14 protein-coding genes are annotated in these 18,939 nt (G+C 63.7%); 13 read left to right on the top strand and 1 reads right to left on the bottom strand.

Going from position 1 to position 18,939, the window contains the following annotated elements:
* Window positions 1-185 precede the first annotated feature (185 nt).
* Window positions 186-1,739 (bottom strand): PucR family transcriptional regulator, encoded by a 1,554-nt coding sequence (locus OHA42_RS26220; RefSeq protein WP_406230491.1) that lies wholly within the window; start codon window positions 1,737-1,739, stop codon window positions 186-188.
* Window positions 1,740-1,959: 220 nt separating this feature from the next.
* On the opposite strand from OHA42_RS26220, the gene OHA42_RS26225 reads away from it, so the two are divergent.
* The 13 genes from OHA42_RS26225 (at window position 1,960) to OHA42_RS26285 (ending at window position 18,524) form a co-directional block, all read left to right on the top strand.
* Entirely contained in the window at window positions 1,960-3,747 is a 1,788-nt protein-coding gene (locus tag OHA42_RS26225) for a thiamine pyrophosphate-binding protein (protein WP_406230492.1), read from the top strand.
* A 672-nt stretch (window positions 3,748-4,419) separates the two neighbouring features.
* Window positions 4,420-4,878 carry a hypothetical protein gene (locus OHA42_RS26230; protein ID WP_406230493.1) on the top strand — a complete coding sequence of 153 codons (459 nt, stop codon included), beginning with the start codon at window positions 4,420-4,422 and terminating at the stop codon, window positions 4,876-4,878.
* 293 nt (window positions 4,879-5,171) lie between these two features.
* Entirely contained in the window at window positions 5,172-5,951 is a 780-nt protein-coding gene (locus tag OHA42_RS26235; RefSeq protein WP_406239614.1) for an ATP-binding cassette domain-containing protein, read from the top strand.
* Window positions 5,948-7,021 carry an ABC transporter permease gene (locus OHA42_RS26240; RefSeq protein WP_406230494.1) on the top strand — a complete coding sequence of 358 codons (1,074 nt, stop codon included), beginning with the start codon at window positions 5,948-5,950 and terminating at the stop codon, window positions 7,019-7,021. Before OHA42_RS26235 ends, OHA42_RS26240 begins: the two co-directional genes overlap by 4 nt.
* Window positions 7,022-7,032: 11 nt before the next feature.
* Complete coding sequence (locus OHA42_RS26245; RefSeq protein ID WP_406230495.1) at window positions 7,033-8,007, top strand: ABC transporter substrate-binding protein; 975 nt, start codon at window positions 7,033-7,035, stop codon at window positions 8,005-8,007.
* A 621-nt stretch (window positions 8,008-8,628) separates the two neighbouring features.
* Window positions 8,629-9,897, top strand: a complete 1,269-nt coding sequence (locus OHA42_RS26250; protein ID WP_406230496.1) for a Glu/Leu/Phe/Val dehydrogenase — start codon at window positions 8,629-8,631, stop codon at window positions 9,895-9,897.
* 59 nt (window positions 9,898-9,956) lie between these two features.
* On the top strand, window positions 9,957-11,300 hold the full coding sequence (locus OHA42_RS26255) for an aspartate aminotransferase family protein (RefSeq protein ID WP_406230497.1): 1,344 nt from the start codon (window positions 9,957-9,959) through the stop codon (window positions 11,298-11,300).
* A gap of 56 nt (window positions 11,301-11,356) precedes the next feature.
* Window positions 11,357-13,255 (top strand): M24 family metallopeptidase, encoded by a 1,899-nt coding sequence (locus OHA42_RS26260; protein ID WP_406230498.1) that lies wholly within the window; start codon window positions 11,357-11,359, stop codon window positions 13,253-13,255.
* Window positions 13,255-14,463: a D-mannonate dehydratase ManD gene (gene manD / locus OHA42_RS26265; protein ID WP_406230499.1), complete on the top strand. Its 1,209-nt coding sequence runs from the start codon at window positions 13,255-13,257 to the stop codon at window positions 14,461-14,463. The genes OHA42_RS26260 and manD overlap by 1 nt, the downstream gene beginning before the upstream one ends.
* Window positions 14,457-15,896, top strand: a complete 1,440-nt coding sequence (locus OHA42_RS26270; protein ID WP_406230500.1) for a mannitol dehydrogenase family protein — start codon at window positions 14,457-14,459, stop codon at window positions 15,894-15,896. Before manD ends, OHA42_RS26270 begins: the two co-directional genes overlap by 7 nt.
* On the top strand, window positions 15,893-16,855 hold the full coding sequence (locus OHA42_RS26275; protein WP_406230501.1) for a sugar kinase: 963 nt from the start codon (window positions 15,893-15,895) through the stop codon (window positions 16,853-16,855). Before OHA42_RS26270 ends, OHA42_RS26275 begins: the two co-directional genes overlap by 4 nt.
* Window positions 16,852-17,511: a bifunctional 4-hydroxy-2-oxoglutarate aldolase/2-dehydro-3-deoxy-phosphogluconate aldolase gene (locus tag OHA42_RS26280; protein ID WP_406230502.1), complete on the top strand. Its 660-nt coding sequence runs from the start codon at window positions 16,852-16,854 to the stop codon at window positions 17,509-17,511. Before OHA42_RS26275 ends, OHA42_RS26280 begins: the two co-directional genes overlap by 4 nt.
* On the top strand, window positions 17,508-18,524 hold the full coding sequence (locus tag OHA42_RS26285; RefSeq protein WP_406230503.1) for a Gfo/Idh/MocA family protein: 1,017 nt from the start codon (window positions 17,508-17,510) through the stop codon (window positions 18,522-18,524). Before OHA42_RS26280 ends, OHA42_RS26285 begins: the two co-directional genes overlap by 4 nt.
* The last annotated feature ends 415 nt before the right edge of the window (window positions 18,525-18,939 follow it).

Raw genomic sequence — 18,939 nt, forward strand, 5'->3', positions numbered from 1 at the left:
TGACATGAATACACCCGAACCTACTGACCGATCCAGCCCGGCCAGAGAAGCAAAATGCGCAAGCCTTCAGCGAATATTCTCACACAGCGTGCAACAGAGTTCACGCCGTCGTTACGACACCGAATATCGAGGGGAGGGAGCCGATCCTCACCCTATTTCCGCGACGAGCACATCCGGGCCGGCGATCACTGTCGATGTAGCAAGTCGTGACCGCGGACGGCGAAAACGAGAGCCTGTCGTGCATCAGGCTCGTCGAGTGAGCGTCCCAGCAGCGACGCAATGCGATCGAGCCGGTAGTACAAGGTTCGTCGTTGAACGAATAGTGCCTGTGCCGTCAGCGATTTGTTGCCGTCGCATGTCAGATAGGCGCGCAGGGTCGGCAGAAGCGGGCTGGTCGACTTCGCGTCGTGCTTGAGTACCGGGCCGATCTCGTCCTCGATGTAGCGAGCCAGCTCAGGGCCTTGCGCCAAGGAAGCCAGCAGGCGCAGCACCCCGAGATCGTCGAAACGATGAACCGCTTTCTCCGGTCGCGCCGCAGCAACTGATGCGGCGCTGCGGGCTTGGTCGATAGCGGAGGGCAGCTGTTCCGCGATCACCGGCCGACTGATGCCCGCCCTGACACCCTGCCCGGCCAGTCGCTCGATGACCTGCTTTTCGGTGCTCTGACGAGACAGGCCCATGATCGCGAGAGTGTGCTCACCGAGATCGGCGACGACAGCCGGGATGTGCATCGTCCGGCATAGTTCGTCCAAGGCATCCTCGCTGCTCGCCCCCGCCGGAGACTCTCTGCACACCATCACGGCAATCAGTGATCGGTCCCGCAGATCTCGTCCGATCCGCAGCGCACGGGTCACGAACATCTCCCCGGAAATGTCGCCGAGTAGCAGGCGACTGACCAGGGCGTTCTGCCGTTGCGCCGCGCGTGCCCCGCTCTCGCGGGCACCCAGCAGCGCAATGGCGATCACGTCGGTCGCGCGGTCCATCGCGTAGGCGTGCGTGCCGATCAGCGGCCCGCCGTCGTGCAGGACATGCAGCCATCCCCACCGTTCACCGCGCAATACAACGGCCCGGCGTGTGCAACTCGTCGACTCGTCGGCCTTCCCGGAACGATTGGTGGCCTGGTCGTGCTCGATGCGTGAATGGTGCTCCCATTCCGAGAGCGTTTTATCCGAGGAGGGTGTAGCACCGGAGTAAGCGACGACCTGTCGTGTGGTGTCCTCGAGGACCACGGGGCTGTTGACCTCTTCGGCCAGCGCGTCAGTGAAGGGTATGTGGTCGCGGCCCTCGAGCAGCAAATGCATGAACCTTGCGTTCAGGCGCTCGTAATTGGTCAACTCGAGTACCCGCTGGTCGGTGAGTGATTCGTGCACCTGGGCCGACACTTCGACGAACGGGACCTCCCCGTTCAACCCGACCAGGGGCAGCTGGTGCGTATTCGCGGCGTCGATCAGACTCTGTGGCATGGTGTCGAACACCCGGCCGCTGAGTTCGATCACCAGGACCGCGGCACCAGCGGCTGCGATCTCCTCGATGTAGCGCCGGTGCCGATCGGGATCGTGACCTATCCCCAAGCCCGCGGTCAGCAGCATCTCACCGCCGGATAAGAACCTGGCGATATCGGCAATCTCGGTCGGGTGAACCCACCGAATGGGTCTGGACAGATTGCGTTCCCCGGCGTACACCTTCAGTGCAGTCCGGCTGAACACTTCCAGCTGCAGCGCTGCTTCGACACTAATCATCGTGCTTCCACCCAATCCCGGGACCGACATCCAGCGTATCGGCCACACTGTGCACCAGAACTTGTTCGTCATGCACAACTTGATCCTAGCGGCGGTCGTTTATCCTGCGCACACTTACGAGTCAGGCCAACTCGAGGGCCTCCAGCGCCCTTGCCAGGCCCCCGGTGTCCAGTCCTGACAGATCAACCGGCAGATGCGTCGTTCGAAAGGAATCTCACCAATGCCTAAGCTCACCGGTGGGCAAGTAGTCGCCCGAGTACTAAAGCAATACGGGGTTCCGTATGTGGCCGGTATCCCCGGCCACGGCATCTGGGGCTTGACCGATGCCTTCCTCGACGAGGAGTCCAGGATTCCTTTCATTCAGACCTATCATGAGCAGAGCGCCGTGCATTTGGCCGACGGCTACTACCGGGTCTCGGGGAAACCGATGGTCGCGGTCACCTCGATCGGCGCCGGCGCCTCCAACACCGTGCTCGGACTCGCCACGGCCTACAGCGACTCCACCAGCGTGCTGGTCATCACCGGCGGGCCTCCTACCTACATGCGTGGGCACGGAGTGCTGCAGGAACTCGACCGCCACACCGACAATGGATTCCCCCGCGTCGCCGAAGCGGTATCCAAACGCAGCTGGGTCGCCAACAGGATCGACGAGCTGCCCTTCATCCTGCATCGCGCGTTCAACACGATGCTCACCGGGCGCCGGGGTCCTGCTCACATCGAGATCCCCTACGATCTGCAGGCCGAAGAAGCCGAAGTCTCACTGCACGATCTCGAGCGGCGCTTGCCGGTGGGCAGGCAATATCCCGACCCCGAGGCAATAGACCGTGCGGTGGGCCTGTTGGCCGGCGCCCGGCGGCCTGTCATCGTGGTCGGTGGCGGCGTGATCAGCGCGGAAGCAACCGACGAGGTGCGCGCTCTCGCCGAAGCATGGAGCATTCCTGTGGTCACCACCTGGAACGGCAAGAGCGCTTTCCCAGAAGATCACGACCTGTTCATCGGCAGCGTCGGGCAGACCGGAACGATCCACGGCAACTACCTGGCGGCCAACGCCGATGTCGTCGTGGCCGTCGGCTGTCGATTCACCGATTGGTCGGCCTCGAGCTACTCCCAAGGCAAGTCGTTTTCCTTCCCGCCCGCCAAGTTGATTCACATCGACATAGATCCGCACGAGATCGGTAAGAACTACCCCGCCGATGTCGGCATCGTCGCCGACGCCAAGCCCACGATCGCCGCGATTGTGGACTCGCTGCCAGCGACGGTGCCCGACCGGCAGACGTATCTGGCCGAGGTTGCAGAGCGCAAAGCGCACTGGGAAGAGCAACTTTCCACCAGGCGAGACACCGACCGGTTTCCCTTCACGTTGCAGCGACCGCTGGGTGCGCTGCGGAAGGTGATGGACCGCAACGGAATTGTCCTCGTCGGATCCGGCAACACCCAGGGTGCGGTCAAGCAGACCTTCCCTGTCTACGAGCCGCGCACCCACCTTACGACCGGCGGGTTCTCCTCCATGGGGTGGCCGGTACCGGCTGCGCTGGGTGCCAAACTCGCCGCCCCCGACCGCCAGGTCGCCTGCATCGTCGGCGACGGTGACTTCTTGATGACCGCACAAGAGATCGGCATCGCCGTTCAGCACGACATCCCCGTGGTCTTCCTCGTGCAGGACAACTCTGGCTACATTTCCATCCGCGGCGGCCAGAAGAACGCCACCGACCGGCACATCGGCACCGAGTTCAACCGGCCCGACGGGTCGGCCTACAGCCCGAGCTTCAAGGACCTGGGAAAGTCGTTCGGCCTGGAATCCTTCCGCGTCGACTCGCCGGCCGACCTCGAATCCACGCTGAAGAACGCCTTCGACTCCCACGCGCCGGCGGTTGTCGAGATCCCGACCGACCGCGACCTCGCCAGCCCCTTCGTCGCGGGTTGGATGGACTTCCCCCCGATCGCCCGCATCACGGACGAACGCCGCGACGAATACCGCCAGAACCGCGCGAACGAACAGCACCTCTGACCTGACCCAGCCGGTCTGTCACTGCACAACCGTTGTGCAGTGACAGACCGCGTGTTCGATGACACAACTCTTCGTCGACGGCCGCGCGGTCAGTATTCATCGTGAAGATTCCTTGCGGCCGACACCATTCGCTACAGAGACCCAGTCGTCGGAAACTACTTCTCCGCGCGCCGTCTATCGCGACGACGATGGGCGATGGTCGTCCGGTTTTCCCGAGTCGGGGGATCACGGGATCTGTCTTACTAGGGTCATGTTCTCAGTCGGCGCGGCAGTTACCCGGTGCCGCATCAATTCGAGTGAAGAGCTTCGACAGATACCCCTCTGCGCAACATATGCATGAGGCGTCGCTCGGCCTGCTCACCTTGCCTATTACTCCCCGCGCATCCGCGTAACAGACTGTGACTAGCGCCACTCAACGACGAGTGCACCTAGGACGCCGAATTGTCCGGACCGCTGCAACGACGCAGCCTTCCGGACAGGTCGCAACGACGCAGCCTCGACGCCCCCCCCCCCCAGGCAATCACAAAGAAGGGAAACACTGTCGCCGACCATGATCTCGACGCCTCCGAAACCGTCGACGACACATCCGAATTAGTCTCGGAAGTAAGAGGTCTCGATGTGCATTTATTCCACCGCGAATCCTGTCGACTTTCCTGACCAACGACCACCGCTTTGACCGGAGAACGTGCCGAGGCTGGGCGTGCGCTTCGAACGCCCGCCACGGCTGGTCCCGTTGTCCCTTTCGAAAACGAAGTTTCTCAAATGACCAACCACGCCGCAAAGCCTCCTCGGGAGAAATCCGAACAAGCAGGCTCATCGACCGCGCCGGACCGAATGACTGTGGAGGCACAGATCCAACGTTATCGGGCTCAGCACCACCGCAAACTGCAAAGCCGGATACGTCCTGCGCCGCCGGATAAGAACCGCATAGAGCAACAGCACATGCTCAAGTTCGCACAGATGTGGGCGCCCTTCGGCGGTGTGCCGCACGATGAAACATTCATCAGATTCGGAATGACCAAAGCCCGCTTCATGGAGAAGCTGTGGCAGATCCTCGAGGAAAGCGACTGCGATGCCGATCTGAGGCAGCGCTTCGTGGGCACCGACGCTCCTGCGCCACGGCACCGATGAATGTCGAATCCGACTCCCGCGCACAACCTCGCGTGTCAGCGCGGTCTCGTCTGCATGTGCACGCACGCGGGTAGGGGCACTCTCGATCGAACTCGAGTGCCGACGAGCTGGAACAACGGTTGGGCTCGCGCGATGGCGGCCAGCGCGGCAGCCTCTACAGACGGGTCAAAGTCCACTATGTAAAACGTTACTACCGAATATCTCACCAACCCTTGACCTGCAGGAGTGCTGCGCGTCACACTCAATTCCGAGACTTGCATTTCAAATATCGGACCAAGCCAACGGACGGTTCCATGTCATCACACGCAGCCCTGGAGGCGCGTTCCATCGTCAAACGCTTCGGGCACGTCGAGGCCCTCCGCGGGGTCGAATTCGATGTTCGGCCTGGCGAGATCGTCGCGCTGATCGGCGACAACGGTGCCGGCAAAAGCACTCTGATCAAAGTTCTCTCGGGTGTGCACCCGCCCGATTCCGGCACTATCCACATCGACGGGCAAGAGGTGTCATTCGATTCGCCCCAGTCGGCCCAAAGCAATGGCGTCTGCACGGTGTACCAAGACCTCGCCTTGCCGTTGGACCTGGATCCCGCGGCGTGTTTGTACCTCGGAAAAGAGATCCTTCGAGGCGGCCTGCTCGGGCGTCTGGGGGTATTGGACAAAAGGGCAATGCGCCGCAGCGCCGAGGAGGAGTTACAGCGTCTCGGCGTCACGCTAAAAGACAGCGCTGCTCCGGTTTCGGCTCTCTCTGGCGGACAACGCCAGAGCGTGGCCGCTGCGAGGGCATCGCTGTGGGGCCGCAAGGTCGTGTTCTTCGACGAGCCGACCGCGGCACTCGGGGTCGTTCAGACCGCCCGTGTGCTCGATCTGTTACGTCGCATCCGAGACCAGGGATTGGGCGTTGTGCTCATCAGCCACAGCATGCCCGACGTCCTCGCGGTGGCCGACCGAATCCACGTTCTGCGGCTCGGGCGAAACGTCGCGACCTACGCCGCAGCGGGGGCGACGACCGAAATGTTGGTCGGCGCAATGACAGGCGCCGTCGACGGCGAACCCAGCAAGAAAGAGACCCGATGACAACTGATCAGCAGTCGACGGTGGAGCGCTCAGACAGCCGAGAACCCGCAACCGTCACACACGAACAACGCCGAGGCGCCATCGGGACCCGCGTTGCCTATTCCTTGACCGCGCTGAGGTCGGCCAACACGGTGTGGATCCTGACCGCGCTCATCGCCATCATCATCATGTTCTCGCTGGTAAGGCCGGACAGCTTTGCCAGCCCGGCCAATGCCCGCAACATCGCATTGGACGCCGCGAGCCTGCTGATCCTCGCCTGTGGCCAAACCTTCGTGATGATCACCGCGGGAATCGACCTCTCGGTCGGATCAGTCTTGATCTTCGCAAGCGTCGTGAGCGCCAAAGTCATGTTGGCCATGGGAGGCAGCAACGCGGGACTGTCGGCCATCATCGCCGGCTTCATCGTTGCCGTTGCCGGGGGGCTGGTATGGGGGCTGGTCAACGGCGCAATTATCTCCTTCGGCAAGGTCCCCCCGCTGATCGCGACCCTGGGAACGCTGGGTATGGCGCTCGGCTGCGCACAACTGCTGACCAATGGCGTCGATGTTCGAGAGGTGCCCACCGTACTCAACGACACCCTCGGAAACGGCACCGTGGCGGGCATACCGTGGATCGTCATCGTGGCGGCGGTAGTGGTGACGATCGCCGGACTTGTTCTGTCCTACACGCGGTTCGGTCGTTACACCTTTGCCATCGGTTCCAACATCGAGGCGTCTCGGCGCTCGGGCATCGACGTGCGTGCGCACCTGCTGAAGGTGTACGCCCTGACAGGTGCTCTTGGCGGACTCGCAGGATTCTTGAACGTGGCGCGGTTCGCGACGACAACTATCGCCGGGCATACCACTGACAACTTGAACGCGATAGCCGGTGTCGTCATCGGCGGCACCAGCCCCTTCGGTGGTGTGGGAACCATCGTCGGCACCGTTATCGGTGTATTCATCCCGGCAGTCCTGCAAAACGGATTCGTCGTGTCCGGGGTTCAGCCGTTCTGGCAAACCGTGGCGGTCGGAGTGGTTCTGATCGTCGCCGTGTATTTCGACATCAAGCGCCGCGCGCGCACATCAAAGTAGGAGAGAAACCCATGACCACATTCCATCGAAGCGCCCGCGCCGCAGCCCTGATGTCCGCCGCCTTCGCCATCGCAGTGACTGGTTGCTCATCAGGATCGGGCGATCCGGGCGTCACGCATGTGACGTTGATCCAAGGAGTCAAAGGAAACCCCTTTTACACCGCGATGGCGTGCGGGGCACAAGAAGCCGCCGCACAGCTCGGCGTCCGCCTCGACGTGACGGCACCCGATCAGTTCGACGCCAGCCTGCAGACCCCGGTCGTCAACGCCGTCACCGCGAAGCGCCCCGACGGCGTCCTCATCGCTCCGACGGATGCGGTCGCCATGCGCCCGCCCATCAAGAACCTGATCTCCAGCGGCGCGAAAGTCGTCGAGGTGGATACCGCTCTCGAGGACACGACGGTGAGCACCGCACACCTTACGACCGATAACCAGGCAGCCGGCAAAGCGGCCGCAGCGAAATTCAATGAAATTCTCGGCGGAAAGGGAAAGATACTGGCCCTGAGCTCGGCGCCTGGGATCAGCACCAATGACGAGCGGGTCGCCGAACTGAAGAAGGCACTGACGAACTATCCGGGCTTGGAGTTCGCCGGTGTGCAGTACACGAAAGAAGATGCGACAATTGCCGCCTCGGTCGTGTCGGCTGCCCTCACTGCGGAGCCCGGCATCACGGGCATCTTCTCGGTAAACAGTCCCTCGACACAGGGAGCGGCCACCTCCCTCAGAAACGCTGGCGTGGCCAATAGGGTGAAATTGATCGGATTCGATGCCGGCCCCCAGCAGATCGAACAGCTCAAGCAAGGCTCGGTGGCCGCGCTCGTCGCCCAGAGCCCGTATCAGATCGGGCGAGACGGCGTCCAATATGTCGTAGACGCAGTTGCCGGAAAAGAGGTTCCGAAGTCTTCACTGACCCCGGTGATGGTTATCGACGTGAAGAATCTGGAATCGCCGGAGGCGCAGAATTTCGTCTACAAGACCGACTGCTGATTCTCCGCAACCCAGCGCCTGGAGGTGCAGGCAGGGATGACTCGACGTCAAATCTGACACGACGATTCCCTGCCGTCAGGTATCTCCAGTACTTGGCTAATTAGATACCGCGCCGACTGTTTGTCATCGCATTCGCGACAACTGCACGAAGAAGAGCTTCTTCGGCGTGAATGCGCAGGAGCCTCCGCGCACGAAATTCGAGTGATAAATCCGCGGGATACCGCGTGCTGAAAGCAGGACGCGGCGGACAGTTGCCCGGCTGGGTTCTCGGACTATTCGGACGCCAATGGGGTTTACGGGACACCCGCGGCACTGCTAGAGTTATAGAATTGATAGAGCAATTTCATATTATGGACCTTGAGACCTACCGGGTCGGTTCAGCGCCGCCCTCATGCAAGGGTCCCAGTCGTCGCCGCGGTGAATCCGGCTCGGACACAACCGGATAGAAGCCGCACAAGCCACCTGACAGTCAGGGCCCGCAGGTTCCTGCGGGGCATATCGGGAGAAATGTTCACGCCTGATTCCCGACCTTGCCCGTGCCGAATCGACTGCCGCCACAAGTCCCGTCAGGTTCTTGACAGTGCCCAAACTGGTCAACCATCAACTCATCGGAGTGACATCGTGCAATCGCTGCTCGAGCAAGCGCAGAGTGTTTTATCGAAGGCCGCCACCGAATTCGACATCGGCGCAGAACTTCTCGAGATCCTGCGTCGTCCGCGGACCACAGTCAGTGTGAGTATCCCTGTGCGACGCGACGACGGCAGTCTGAGCATCTACCGAGGGCACAGGGTTCGGTACAACGATCTGTTGGGGCCGACCAAAGGGGGTCTGCGATTCCACCCCAGCGTGACCCTCGACGAAGTCGAGGCGCTCAGCTTTTGGATGACGATCAAGTGCGCGCTGCTCGATTTGCCCTTCGGCGGGGGTAAGGGAGGAATCACCGTCGACCCGATTCAGCTCTCGACGTCCGAGCGTGAACGCCTGACCCGCAGCTTCACCCGTGAACTCGGCGAGGCGATCGGACCGGATCGAGACATCCCGGCACCCGACGTCAACACCGACCCGATGACCATGGCGTGGATCGCCGACGAGTACGGCCGCAGCCGAGGCCGTTCCGTTCCCGCAGTGGTCACCGGCAAGCCGATTCATCTCGGAGGCATCCCCGGCCGTGACACCGCCACCGCAGCCGGTGGCGTCATCGTCCTCGAAACCATGCGAGAGCGCCTCTCGCTGCCGACTCGGCCGAGGGTTGCCATTCATGGATTCGGCAACGCCGGCGCCACGGCGGCCCGACTTCTCGACGAAGCCGGTTATCTCGTGGTGGCCGTGGCGGATTCACGCAACGCTGTGTACAACAGCGCGGGCCTCGACGTTGCCGACGTACTGCGAGTCAAGAACGCTACCGGCCGTCTGGACGGCATCGACGGCGCTCGCGATATCGGCCAGGAAGATCTCCTCGAACTCGATGTCGATGTCCTGATTCCCGCATCGCTGGAGAACCTCATCGATGACAGCAACGCCGCCGACGTGCGAGCCAGCGTGATCCTCGAACTGGCCAACGGCCCCGTCACCCCGACTGCCGAACTCGAACTCGCTAACCGCAACATCACGGTCATCCCTGATGTCCTGGCCAACGCGGGAGGGGTCACGGTCAGTTACTTCGAATGGGTCAGCGGGCGGACCGGTGAAGCCTGGAGTCTCGAGCGAGTCACCTCCGAACTCACCGCCAGGATGACCGCGGCCGCCGTTGCGGTCGCGGACGCCGCAGAACATCGCAACGTCAATCTGCGCACCGCCGCATTCGGTCGCGCCCTTCAGCGACTCGACATCGCGGCACGGGCCCTCACCCCCGCACCAGCCGCTAGAGCCGAAGTAATCGCCCGCGCCTGATGGGTGAGCCGTTACCCCATCGCTATGGCAGGAACCCACAACGTTTCAGGAGGAATACCGTGACCGACCGAGTGAAGTCTTTAATTCACGCTCCGAAGTCGCAGGCACTTTTCGAGCGTGCCCTCGCACCCACCATCGGCGGCGTTACTGCCGCGGGACGCTTCAATCCGGTTCTCGGGCGCCCCTACTACTTCGAGTCGGCCGACGGCTGTCGTGTTCGCGATGTCGACGGCAACGAGTTCATCGACTTCAGTTCGTCCAACGGCGCGAGCCTGCTGGGCTTCAACAATCCGGCGATCAACGCCGCCGTTCAGCAAGGTCTTCGGATGGGCACCATCTGCACCCAGGAGACCGAGTATCACGTCGCGTTGGCCGAACGGTTGATAGAGATTCTGCCTGGAGCGCAGAAGGTACGTTTCACCAATACCGGCACTGAAGCCACGATGGCGGCTGTCCGCATCGCTCGCGCGGCGACCGGTCGGGAGAAGATTCTCAAGTTCGACGGCCACTTCCACGGCATGCACGACTACGTCTTCTACAACGCACACACCCCCGAACGGCCATACGAAGCCGTGGTCCCGCCCTTCGCCGACAGCGCCGGCATCCCCGGCGCCCTCGACGACCTCATCGTGACCGTGCCGTTCAATGACATCGAGGCCCTGCGCACCGCCCTGGATCGATTCGACGGCGAGATAGCAGCGGTCATCTTGGAGCCGGTCTCCTACAACCTGGGCTGTGTGAAGTCCGACCCCGATTGGTTGCGCCAGCTGCGCGAAGAGACTCACCGACGCGGCATTGTTCTCATCTTCGACGAGGTGCTCTCGGGATTCCGCATGGGTTTGGGCGGAGCCGCTGAGTACTACGACGTCACTCCAGATCTGGCGACCTGGGCCAAAGCACTCGCAGGTGGCTGGCCGCTGGCTGCAGTCACCGGCACCGAAGAGGTGATGTCGGTGCTCAACCCGGTCGGCAAAACCGTGGTCAGTGGCACCTACACCGGTCAGCTCTGCTCGGTCCTCGCAGCACTGGCCGCACTCGAGCAGATGTCGGCACCCGGCTTCTACACCCGGTTGAATACCCTGGCCGACAGGCTCTACCAGGGCTTCGACCAACTCTTCGCCGACTCCGGCGTAAGCGGGCACCTGCAGGGCTTGGGCGCGCGATTCGGTCTGTACTTCGGTTTCGATCAGATCGCGACCGACTACCGCACCGCGACCCAATTCGACGCCGCACTCAACAACCGATTCCTCACCCGGTGCGCCCAGAACGGTCTGCACTTCCACGACTTCGGCACCAAGGCCGCACCGATGCACTACGGAATCACCTCGGCGCACACCGAAGCCGACATCGATGAGGCACTCGGACTGCTGGAGAAGGTCTTCGCGGGGATTCGGACCACCTGACCATCTGGTCCCACCACGCCATCTATCAATTCGGAGGTATAGAGGAGTTGCCAACCATGGGATTCACCCGTTTTGCCCTGAGTGCTTCAGCAGGCACCGACATCACCCACCTGATCAAGCTGGCCGAGTCCCATGAGCTCGACGCCATCGAGGTCGGGTGGCGGGCGGTGACGCGCAGCGCCGAAGCCGAGCTGCTCGCCGCCCGCGCTCGCGGAATCAGTGTCACCACCATCGATTTAGGTGCGGTGACCACAGCAGACGATCCGCGCGGCGAACTCGATCGTCTGGTCGCCTTCGCCTCGGCGGTGTCCTGCCGCCGAGTGACCTTGACCGCCGCCGCCGACCCGAACGACACGCGCGAGCAGGTGCGGCGATGGTTCGATGCCATGCTGCGCGAACTCGCTGAGCGTTGCGAGGAGCCCGGGTTGTCGCTCGTGGTGCGAGTCGGACGCCCCGCAGAAGCGACGTCGGTCATCGCCGACACCGCGGATCTACGGGATGTTCTGGCTTCGGTCAACCGCCTCAACGTCAGCGCTGAGGCCGACCTCACCGCCTTCGCCGCTGCTGGCGAGGACAGCGACCGCGCCACCGCGAGCTTGGTGGGGCGGCTCGGGCATGTCCGCCTCGGCGACATGGCCGAAGAATTCCCCGCGGCAGTCGTCTCCGGATTCCTCGCCGATCTGCAGTCCTACGGATACGCCGATGTCGTCACGCTGCCCGCCGACGCCGCGCTGCCGCAGCTGCTGGAATCCCTCGGCGGCAACGTCACCCACGACAGTGCACGTGTCGCACAGTTGCAGCAGACTCTGGCAGAGAACAACCTCGATGCCGCGGTGCTGCTCAGCTCCGAGAATGTGCTCTCCATCAGCGGCTACTGGCCGATGAACGGCACCTGCGTGGCCGTCGTCCCGCGCACCGGCGATCCCCACCTGCTGGTACCGGCCGGAGAGGAGTTCTGGGCCGCGCGTTCAGGCTGGCACAACCTGCACATGTACCAGGCCGGACGAATCACCGATCCCCCGTTCGCCACGACGGTCGATCGGCTTCTGCGGCGGCTTGCTCGCGGCGGGTCGGCGGCGGGTCGGCGGGTGGGTGTCGAGGGCCCGTTCCGGGCTCAGGTTCCTCCGCACATGGCCCATGAGGTTTCCGGACGTCACGAGATCATCCGCCCGGTCGTCGCCTCGGCATTGGACGCTGAAGTCGTGTTCTTCGACCAGGCACTGTGCCGATCCCGCGCAGCCAAGACCCCTGCGGAGCTTCGAGCGCTGCGCCGCAGCGCAGCCATCGCCGATGTCGGCCTGCGTACCTTCCGCGACCGGCTGACCGACGGCGCACGCGACATCGATGTCGCCACCGAGGTCGAACGCGCAATCGAAACTTTCGGCGTCGGATATCAAGGCGCCAGCCGGGTTCGCGGCTACGCCTTCGTCATGAGCGGCCCGCAAACCTCGCAATGCCACCTGGACTACGAATTCTCCTCCACCCGACGGATGCGTACCGGCGAGCACGTGCTGATGGAACTCGCCGTTGTCGCCGACGGTTACTGGCAGGATCTGTCCCGGGTATTCGTCATCGGTGAGCCGACCGACCAGCAGCGCCTGCTCCATCAGACCGCCGAGGCCGCGTTCCAGGCCGCAGCCCGCGCCGCCGTACCGGGTGCCACCGGCGCTCAGGTCGACGCCGCCGCCCGCGAGGTGATCGACGCGGCCGGACTCGCTGAGGCTTACCCACACCAGACCGGACATGGCGTCGGTATCGCATTCCACGAACAGTTTCCGCTCCTCAAACCCGGCAGCGACCATGTGCTCGAAGAGGGAAACGTCATCGCCATCGAACCGGGTGTCTACCTTCCCGGCGTCGGTGGCGTGCGTAACGAGGACAACCTCGTCGTGTCCTCCTCCCTCGGCGCAGCGTCCCTGCAGACCATCCCGCACGCCCTGAATGTGGAGCGATAATGAAGATCGTCGATGCAAAAGTCATCATCACCTCACCCGGCCGCAACTTCGTCACTCTGAAGCTGACCACCGATTCAGGCATCACCGGTCTTGGAGACGGCACACTCAACGGACGTGAACTGGCGGTCGCCAGCTACCTGAGCGAGCACATCGCGCCGCTGCTGATCGGCCGCGATCCGCGGCGTATCGAGGACATCTGGCAGTACCTCTACCACGGTGCCTACTGGCGGCGCGGGCCCGTCACCATGTCGGCGATCTCCGCGGTCGACATGGCGTTGTGGGACATCAAAGGCAAAAGCTTCGGCGCCCCGGTCCACGAGCTGCTGGGCGGGGCTTGCCGCGACGGTGTCCTCGTCTACGGACACGCCAATGGCAGCGACATTCCCGACACCATCGCCGCAGTCCAGAATTACCTCGGCATGGGCTATCGCGCGGTGCGCGCCCAGACCGGTGTGCCCGGGCTCACCGGCGTCTACGGTGTCGGCCGCGGCGACCTGTTCTACGAGCCCGCGGCCAAGGGCTGGCCCAGCGAAGAAACCTGGTCCACCGAGAAATATCTCAACGTCGTCCCCGACCTGTTCAACCAGCTCCGCGACACGGTCGGACCAGACGTCCATCTGCTGCACGACGGCCATCACCGCATGACTCCCAACCAGGCGGCATGGCTCGGACAGCGCCTCGAAGACGCCCGGCTGTTCTGGCTCGAAGACGTCACACCCGCCGAGCATCAGGAGTCATTCCGGCATGTGCGCAACCACACCACTACTCCTCTGGCCGTCGGTGAGGTTTTCAACAGTGTGCACGACTGCTCGACGCTGATCAGTGAACAACTCATCGACTACATCCGAACCCCGCCAGCTAGGGCCGGTGGCATCACCGGAGCACGCAAAATCGCAGCATTCGCCGAGGTCTACGGTGTCAAGACCGGATTCCACGGTGCCACCGACCTCTCCCCGGTCGCCATGGCGGCCGCGCTCCAGGTCGACCTGACGATCCCGAACTTCGGGATCCAGGAATACATGCGCCACACCCCCGAAACCGACGCCGTATTCCCACACAGCTACCACTTCGCCGACGGCTACCTCCACGCCGGGACAGCACCGGGTCTGGGTGTCGACATCGACGAGACTCTCGCCGAGAACTTCCCGTATGTGCCCGCGTATCTCCCGGTCAACCGGCTCGAAGACGGCACGGTTCACCCATGGTGAGCCGCACCGGCATACGACTGTCCCGCCACACCCTGCCAGAGCTGTCCACGCGCGCCGACGTGCCTCGCTACGACCTGAGCGACGTGACGGTCGGGCAGGTCCACCTCGGGCTCGGCGGATTTCACCGGGCACATCAAGCGCTGTGCACCGATACCGCGCTCCGCGCTGATACGCGATGGGGAATCAGCGCTTACACCTGGCGAAACACCGCGCTCCCGGCCCGACTCACCGATCAGGACGGTCTGTTCAGTGTCCTCACCAGTGACCGCGACAGCGCCGAGGTGCGGGTCCTAGGGGCGATCCAGGCGGCCCGGTGCGCGGGAACCGACGCGAATCGATTCCGGGAAGAGGTCGCGGCCGCGACCACCAGCATCGTGACCCTGACCGTCACCGAGAAGGCATACCCGACAACTACAGATGGCGCGCTCGACTTCGGCCACCCCGCTGTCGCTGCCGACCTTGCGTCCGGATCTCCGCGCGAATCTGTCATCGGACTGCTCACGTCGGCACTGGCCGAACGCGCACACAACCATGGCGGACCGATCACCATCCTGTCCTGCGATAACCTGCGCGGCAACGGATCGTTGATCCGGCGGCTGGTGACAGGATTCGCCGAAGCCCACCCCGGGTACCGGCAAAAGGGGTTGTCCCGTTGGCTAGCCGATTACGCGACCTTCCCCGCCACAGTGGTCGACCGGATCGTTCCCGACCCCGACCAGGCGGTAGTGGACCGCGTCGACCAGCTCACCGGAATCCACGACCGCGCTGCTGTTTTGACCGAGCCATATCTGCAATGGATCATCGAGGACGATTTCGCAGGCCCACGCCCCGCATGGGAATTGGCCGGAGCCCGCTTCGTCGACAATGTCGAACCGTTCGAGGATCTCAAACTTCGCGTTCTCAACGGCGCCCATACGGCCTTGGCGTACCTCGGGCTGCTGGCCGGCCACCATGACGTCCGAGCTGCGATCGCCGATCCCGCGATCGCGGAGTTCATCTCGGTCTTGCTGGCAGAGGAAGTCCTGCCGATGCTCCCGCCGGTCGACACCGATGTCGCGGCGTATGCGCAATCGGTGCTGAAGCGTTTCGCCAACCCCAGCGTCAGCTACTCACTGGACAAGCTCGCCGCCGACGGCACCCAGAAGCTGCCTCAACGCCTGGCACCCACAGCCCAAGCGTTGCGGGCCGAGGGACGACCCGCCCGACACATCGCCAGGGTCTGGGCCAGCTGGGCACACTGGATCCTTCGTTGCGCTGATCAACGTCCCGACAGGCTGCGCGATCCGCTCGCCCCACGATTGATCGCCATTGCCGAGAGCGCCGACAGCGCCGGCTTCGCAATACAACTACTGAAGCTGACCGCACCAGATCTGCTCTGGGACAACGAATTCCGGCGCAGCGTTATCGAGCAGACTGCGACGGACTTGCTATGAATACACCCCTGGATCTGCTATGCATCGGAGAATGCATGGTCGAACTGCGCGGGCGACCCGGTGCACAGGACCCGAGGCCGATGGCCCTGAGCTTCGGCGGGGACTCTGCGAACGTCGCGATCTACCTCGCTCACTACGGCGCGGCAGGCTCGAGCGTCCGTACCCACTATCTCACCGCAGTAGGCGAGGACCGCTACAGCGGTGAGATGCTCGACTGGCTCAACCGCCATCACGTCGGAACCGAATCCGTCAGTCGCATAACGGGAAAGACCGCCGGGATGTATCTGATCGAGGTCGACGACCACGGCGAACGGTCCTTCGTCTACTACCGGGGCCAATCCGCGGCGCGGCAGCTTTTCACCGACGCCACCCCCGACGCCGAGGAAGCAATCGACGGCGCCGACTGGGTGTACTTGTCAGGTATTTCGGTCGCGATCCTGACCGAGGCAGCGCGGGCGGTGCTGTATCGACGGCTCGACTCGCTGCGCGCCCGCGGCGGAAAGGTGGTCTTCGACACCAACTACCGGCCCGTTCTGTGGTCGGGTACAGCTGAAGCTCGCAACGTCGTCACCGAAGTCCTGCGCCGCACCGACCTCGCACTCCCCACCTGCGAGGACGAGCAGGAACTCTTCGGCGATAAAGATGAGCACGCAACCGTAGACCGGCTCCAGGACCTCGGGATCGGGGAGATCGCTGTCAAGCTCGGTCACCGGGGCGTGTACGTCGCCGATGGAGGCGACCGCACCTACATCCCCGCCGTTACGGTCGCGGCCCTCGACACCACAGCCGCCGGTGACTCGTTCAACGCCGGGTACCTGTATCGCAAAATATGCGGTGCGACCGCGGTCGAGGCGGCGCGCGCCGGTGTCGAGGTTGCGGCGGCTGTCGTGGCACACCCTGGCGCGATCATCGAACCGCACCACCTTCCTCCAATGCCGGGTTGCAAGGTTCGGCTATGAGTATCGCCGCCATGGTGGACGGGGGGCTTCCAGTCATTCCCATCCTGGTCTGTGACGACCCTCTAGCGCTCGAGTCCCGTCTCGACGACTTCGCCGACGCGGGAATCAAAGCCATCGAGGTCGTTCTTCGAACGCCCAGATCGCTCGAAGTACTCGCGCGGGCTGCCGGCCACCCGCGGGTGTCCGTGGGGGCAGGCACGGTGTTGACGCCCAGTCAGCTCGCCGACGTGGTCGCCGCCGGCGCCGCATTCGCTGTGAGCCCCGGATACGACCCGGACCTCGTCGCCAAAGCCGCACAACTCGACATCGCCTACCTTCCCGGCGTCGCCACGAGCAGCGAAGTAATGAGGGCGTGGCGTGCGGGGATAACAGCGGTCAAGTTCTTCCCCGCCGAATTCGCCGGCGGAGCGCCGTTTCTGGCGGCGATGGCGCAGGTGTATCCGCTTATGCGGTTCGTCCCGACCGGCGGCATCGACCTGGAAACAGCCCCACAGTATCTGCGTCTGTCCAACGTGATCGCGTGCGGCGGTAGCTGGCTGGGGCACGGACTCACCGACCGACGCGACCTCCACATCGTGACCTTGGCTGCCACCAGGGTGGCTCTCACTCCATTTACCAGATCAGCAGCCAACAAAGAAGAGGATCCACAATCATGAGCGCTCCTTCACTGCGCTGGTGCCTGGTCGGGGCCAGCGACTTCGCCGCCACATCCATCGCACCCGCCATCGCCGCCCAACCCGACGCTGTCGTCGCCAGCGTCGTCAGCGGTGACCGCGCTCGCGCCCAAGCGCTCGCCGACGGCTGGGATGCACGCGGCTACGATGATCTCGCAAAGGCCCTCGACGACCCCGCCATTGACGTCGCCTACGTCTCCAGCATCAACTCCAGACACTACGAGCACGCGCTCGCAGCCATCAACGCCGGCAAGCACGTGCTGTGTGAGAAGCCCCTTGCGTTGAGTGTCGCCCACGCGCAGGGCCTGGTCGACGCCGCCGCCCGCGCAGGAGTCGTCTTCGCGACCAACCACCACATGCGCAACTCCGTGCCCCACGAACTCATGCGCCGCGCCATCGCCGCCGGAGACATCGGAACCCCGGTCGCGGCCATTGTCCAGCATGCCGTGCAACTGCCTGCAGCAGCGCAACGGTGGCGCACAACCGATCCCGACGCCGGCGCCGGCGTCGCGCTCGACATCACCGTGCACGACGTAGACAGCCTTCGGTTCGTCCTCGACGACGACCCGACCACAGTGCAGGCCTACACCAGCTCCGGCCTGATGACACAACCCGGAATCGACGAAACCATCATGGGCACCGCCGAGTTCGGTCGCGGCACACACGTCAGCTTCCTGGAGAGCTTCGTCACCGGGCACACTGCCACCCGCCTGGACATCCTCGGCACCGACGGCGCCCTGCTGGGCACCGGAATCCAGTCAATGTCACCGGTCGGCACCCTGACCCATGTCCGCGGCCACGACCACACCCCGGTCGACCTCGGAGAACGTGAAGATCTCTATACCGTCGGCGTGCGCCGGTTCCAGGCCGCAGTCCGCGGCGAAGGAACACCCGCCGCGACCGGCGCCGACGGCGTCTGGTCGGTCGCGTTCGCCCTCGCAGCACTGCGATCGGCACGAACAGGAAGACGCGAAAACGTACGACACTCGCGATGATCTCGCCGTCACTCATGACGGCCGCAGGATCAGGATGCCTCGAGCGGCAACGCGAACAGGGGCTCCTTCAGGGCAAGCGGTCGTGTTTGTGATGTAGTGCCACCTGACCATCGAGCTGGGCGACGCAGTGTTGCACTACCAAGCCGAGCAATGCGCCGCCGAAGCGTTCGCACAAGCGGCGCACAAACAGCACATCGCAAGAGTCACCATCGATGACCAAGCCACGCCAGTGCTCAAACGGCTTCGGTATGAACGGTCATGGATGCCCTGATCATCGCCCCGGGGTGCGCAGCCCGGAGAACACCCGACAAGCGTTCCGACAGAATCAATTCCCACGCTTGACGCCTACCGGGCGAGCGTGGGACGACGGTTTCAGGCCGCAGTCCGCGGCGAGGAACTCTGGCCGCGACCGGGG

The sequence above is a fragment of the Nocardia sp. NBC_01009 genome (assembly GCF_045208035.1).
Taxonomy (GTDB): domain Bacteria; phylum Actinomycetota; class Actinomycetes; order Mycobacteriales; family Mycobacteriaceae; genus Nocardia.

Bases quoted from the DNA above. Each gene is read 5' to 3' on its own strand.
- OHA42_RS26220 (WP_406230491.1), bottom strand. From the start codon at position 1,739: ATGATTAGTGTCGAAGCAGCGCTGCAGCTGGAAGTGTTCAGCCGGACT.
- OHA42_RS26225 (WP_406230492.1), top strand. From the start codon at position 1,960: ATGCCTAAGCTCACCGGTGGGCAAGTAGTCGCCCGAGTACTAAAGCAA.
- OHA42_RS26235 (WP_406239614.1), top strand. From the start codon at position 5,172: ATGTCATCACACGCAGCCCTGGAGGCGCGTTCCATCGTCAAACGCTTC.
- OHA42_RS26240 (WP_406230494.1), top strand. From the start codon at position 5,948: ATGACAACTGATCAGCAGTCGACGGTGGAGCGCTCAGACAGCCGAGAA.
- OHA42_RS26245 (WP_406230495.1), top strand. From the start codon at position 7,033: ATGACCACATTCCATCGAAGCGCCCGCGCCGCAGCCCTGATGTCCGCC.
- OHA42_RS26260 (WP_406230498.1), top strand. From the start codon at position 11,357: ATGGGATTCACCCGTTTTGCCCTGAGTGCTTCAGCAGGCACCGACATC.
- manD (WP_406230499.1), top strand. From the start codon at position 13,255: ATGAAGATCGTCGATGCAAAAGTCATCATCACCTCACCCGGCCGCAAC.
- OHA42_RS26270 (WP_406230500.1), top strand. From the start codon at position 14,457: ATGGTGAGCCGCACCGGCATACGACTGTCCCGCCACACCCTGCCAGAG.
- OHA42_RS26275 (WP_406230501.1), top strand. From the start codon at position 15,893: ATGAATACACCCCTGGATCTGCTATGCATCGGAGAATGCATGGTCGAA.
- OHA42_RS26280 (WP_406230502.1), top strand. From the start codon at position 16,852: ATGAGTATCGCCGCCATGGTGGACGGGGGGCTTCCAGTCATTCCCATC.
- OHA42_RS26285 (WP_406230503.1), top strand. From the start codon at position 17,508: ATGAGCGCTCCTTCACTGCGCTGGTGCCTGGTCGGGGCCAGCGACTTC.